This window comes from Chitinimonas viridis, from assembly GCF_030409555.1.
In the GTDB taxonomy this organism is placed as follows: domain Bacteria; phylum Pseudomonadota; class Gammaproteobacteria; order Burkholderiales; family Chitinimonadaceae; genus Chitinimonas; species Chitinimonas viridis.
The window spans coordinates 1-3,273 of sequence record NZ_JAUFPU010000021.1; the positions used below are offsets into that span (position 1 = coordinate 1).

The window sequence follows — 3,273 nt, forward strand, 5'->3', positions numbered from 1 at the left end:
CACCAAATCGTTGCCAAGGCTTACCTGGGCATGACCACCACGACTGCAGTGGGTACCTCGAGTACGCCAGGACCGGTCATCACGGTGGTCTCGCGAGGCGGCGCGCTGGAGCTCTCGGACAATATCGCCGCAGGTGTGGGCGACGCAGTGGCAGGGCTGGTGGCCTTGCCGGATGCGGGCAGCTTGCCGGGTGAGCTGGGGGTGAGCAATGGGGCGGCGACGTATAGCCTGCCGATTGCGGTGCCGCCTGGGACGGCGGGGATGGTGCCGAGTATCAGCCTGAACTACAGCAGCCAGTCGGGCAACGGTGTGGCCGGCTTGGGCTGGGGTCTGGGTGGTTTCTCGGCGATTGAGCGCTGCGGTAAGACTCTGGCACAGGATGGCATCGCAGGTGCTGTGCGCTTTGATCTGGAAGACCGCCTCTGCCTGGATGGCCAGCGTCTGATCCTGGTTAATCTGCCAGCCAATGATGCTAACTACTGGGCAGACAATGCTGAGTACCGCACGGAGATGGAGAGCTTCAGCCGCATTACCGCCCAGACTGCAAATGGTAAGCGCAGCTTCAAGGTGCAAACCAAGAGCGGTCAGGTGCTTTACTACGGCGATAGCGTAGATAGCTATGTCGAAGGTCAGGGCAGGGTGGATGGCCGAGCCCACCAGTGGGCGATACGCCGCAATGAAGACATCAGCGGCAACCGCGTGGATTATCGTTACAGCGAGAATGCCCTCACCGGTGAGCACCTGCCCATAGAGGTGCGCTGGGGTAACGGTACGCACGCCTATAACAAAGTGGCATTCGAATACGAAGGCCGTGAGGATGCTGATGTCGCCTACTTGGCTGGCAGCCACACCGACCGGCGCCAACGGCTGAAGCGCGTTCACACCTGGGCCGATACCGCACTCGATGGGAGCGGTGGTACACCTGCACTAAGTTATGTACTGGACTATCGGATCAGCGCATCCAGCGGCCGCAGCCTGCTACAGCAAGTGAGCCTGATCGGTAGTGATGGTACGCGCCTTCCACCGACGACTTTCGAGTGGGGCGGACAAGACCTGGTCAGTGCGAGCTATGTCAGCAAAGGCACTTGGTCAGGCGGCCCGACTTTGCCCTTGCGCAAGAACGGTGCCACGACCGAGGCTGGGATGCCGGTTGATACTGATCATCTGGTGAATGGAGACTTCAATGGCGATGGCAAGATGGACTTGCTGACGCCTGCTGGCATCTATCTGTCTACCGGTACCGACTTCAGGCATCTGCCGTATCAATGGGGTGCCTTCCCGCTGAACATGCGAATGATTGATGGCATCCCCGGCAGGCCAGTCATAGGCAACTTCGATGGGTCGCATCGTAAATCGATGCTTGATATACGCCAGGCACCGAGCCTAGAGTATTTTGGCAAGCTATGTCGCATCGCGGCTGATGACACCGCCGTGGTGTGTGATGCTGAGTTCCCCTTGGGCCGGACGCCTGCCATGAGTATGGCGTTTGCTGTGGATACGGACGGTGACGGCCGAGATGAACTGTTGCTGGCGCATACCCAGCACAAGACAGGTGAACAGAGGAGTGACCGTTGCCAGGTAACGGCAGCGGGACTGAGCTGCCAGCCCTATGCGAACGTGCGCGATGTGGCCAAGCCGACGGCCATGGATGTCGAGTGGTGGCTGAAGCTCTCTGAAGGCCAGCAGCAAAGTGGCTTGCAGTACACCGGTACCGCACCGCACCCCATGGTGACCCTAGGCAAGGCAGCAGGGGATATCGATGGTGATGGTATCGCGGACTACTATTTTGAGAACGGTACTGCCTGTCTGACCAAATCGACCGGCTTTAACTGCGCGTTCATGAGCTACATGCCGGGTGGCGAGGATATTGCCAATGAAGTACCGGGTGCCCGGAGTCCGCAGCTGCAGCAAGATGCGGTGTCCGACTGGAATGCCGATGGCTATATCGACTTCCTCTCGTATGTCAAAGACGCCTCGGGCAATTACACCTATTCCATTTGCTATGGTACCGGTCAAACTGGCAAGCTGGATTGTCGTACCAGCGGTATCCATCTGCCAGCACGCCATGTCGTTGACTTGAATGGCGCTAAGCAGCCACGTGCTTTCGTGATGCAAAGTCGAAATGGCGTTGGCCAGGAGTTGACCCCAAGCAGCTGTTCGATCATGGATGGCTTGGCCAAGTGTGTCGACGTCAATGCACCCGCTGGCTGGAGTGGCCCGGCAGAACCTGCACCGGGAAGCAGCAAGCATAATTACGTCGTCTATGGCGACTTTACTGGCACGGGCCGCCAGGATATTGCGACCTATCGCGGTGATGTCACGCCCCATTGGGAGATCTACAGCGCCAATGCCGAACCTGGCATTGACCGCATCGTTCGGGTTGTTCAAGGTAGCGGCAAGCAAGAGGAAGTCAGCTACGCACTGCCAAGTGATCAGGCTACGTACCAGCAGCAGGCCAGCGATGTTGCCGGCCTGCCTGTCAGCAACGACTATCCTAAACGCCTGCAGGCAGGTACTGAGCAGTTGGTCAGCCGTTCGCGCAGCAGTCTGGGGCGCGGAACCTGGCAGGAGCATAGCTACCGCTATGCCGGTGCTGCGTACGACCTGTTGGGTCGCGGCGGCCTGGGCATGGCCCGTGTCGAAGTCACCAACCTGCACAGCCAGATCACAAGCACCCAATGGTTCAGCCAGGTGTGGCCCACGACAGGTATGGTCACGGCCGATCAAACGGTCACCAACAACGGCACCGTGCTGTCAAAGGATAGCCTGCTGCCTGCCAGCCAAGCACTTGCGCAGGCGAATGGCAGCAGCACGATCTTTGCCTATGTAAAGCAAAGCACCCAGACCCGCCGCGATCTGGATGGCAGTCCCCTGGGTACCACCTTTACCGACAACCAATACACGGACGGCTGGGGCAACCTCACCCAATCGGATGTCAAGGTCAGCCACGGCGGGATCGACTACTACACACAGACCCGCAACACCTATCGCAACATCAACACCACCGCCGTGTGGCGCGCTGGCCTGCTGAGCACCAGCAGCGTCAGCAAGGCCGATACGTCCCGTACGGTCAATCAGACCGCCATTACCCGCAACGTAGCCTATAGCTACGACGCCCTGGGCCGACTTGACACGGAAACGGTTGAACCCGGTGATCCTGCCTATCAGATCATCACCACCCACAACCGCCGCAGCAACCCCTACGGCCTGGTCGAACTCAAGCAACAAAGCTGGCGCAACCCCGCCACCGGTCTGAACGAAACCCGCACCGTC

The 3,273-nt window shown here is 59.4% G+C and carries 1 protein-coding gene; it reads left to right on the plus strand.

What is annotated here, in order from left to right:
- Positions 1-30: 30 nt before the first annotated feature.
- A partial coding sequence (locus QWZ03_RS20395) for a SpvB/TcaC N-terminal domain-containing protein (protein WP_290334450.1) occupies positions 31-3,273 on the plus strand: 3,243 nt, incomplete at its 3' end.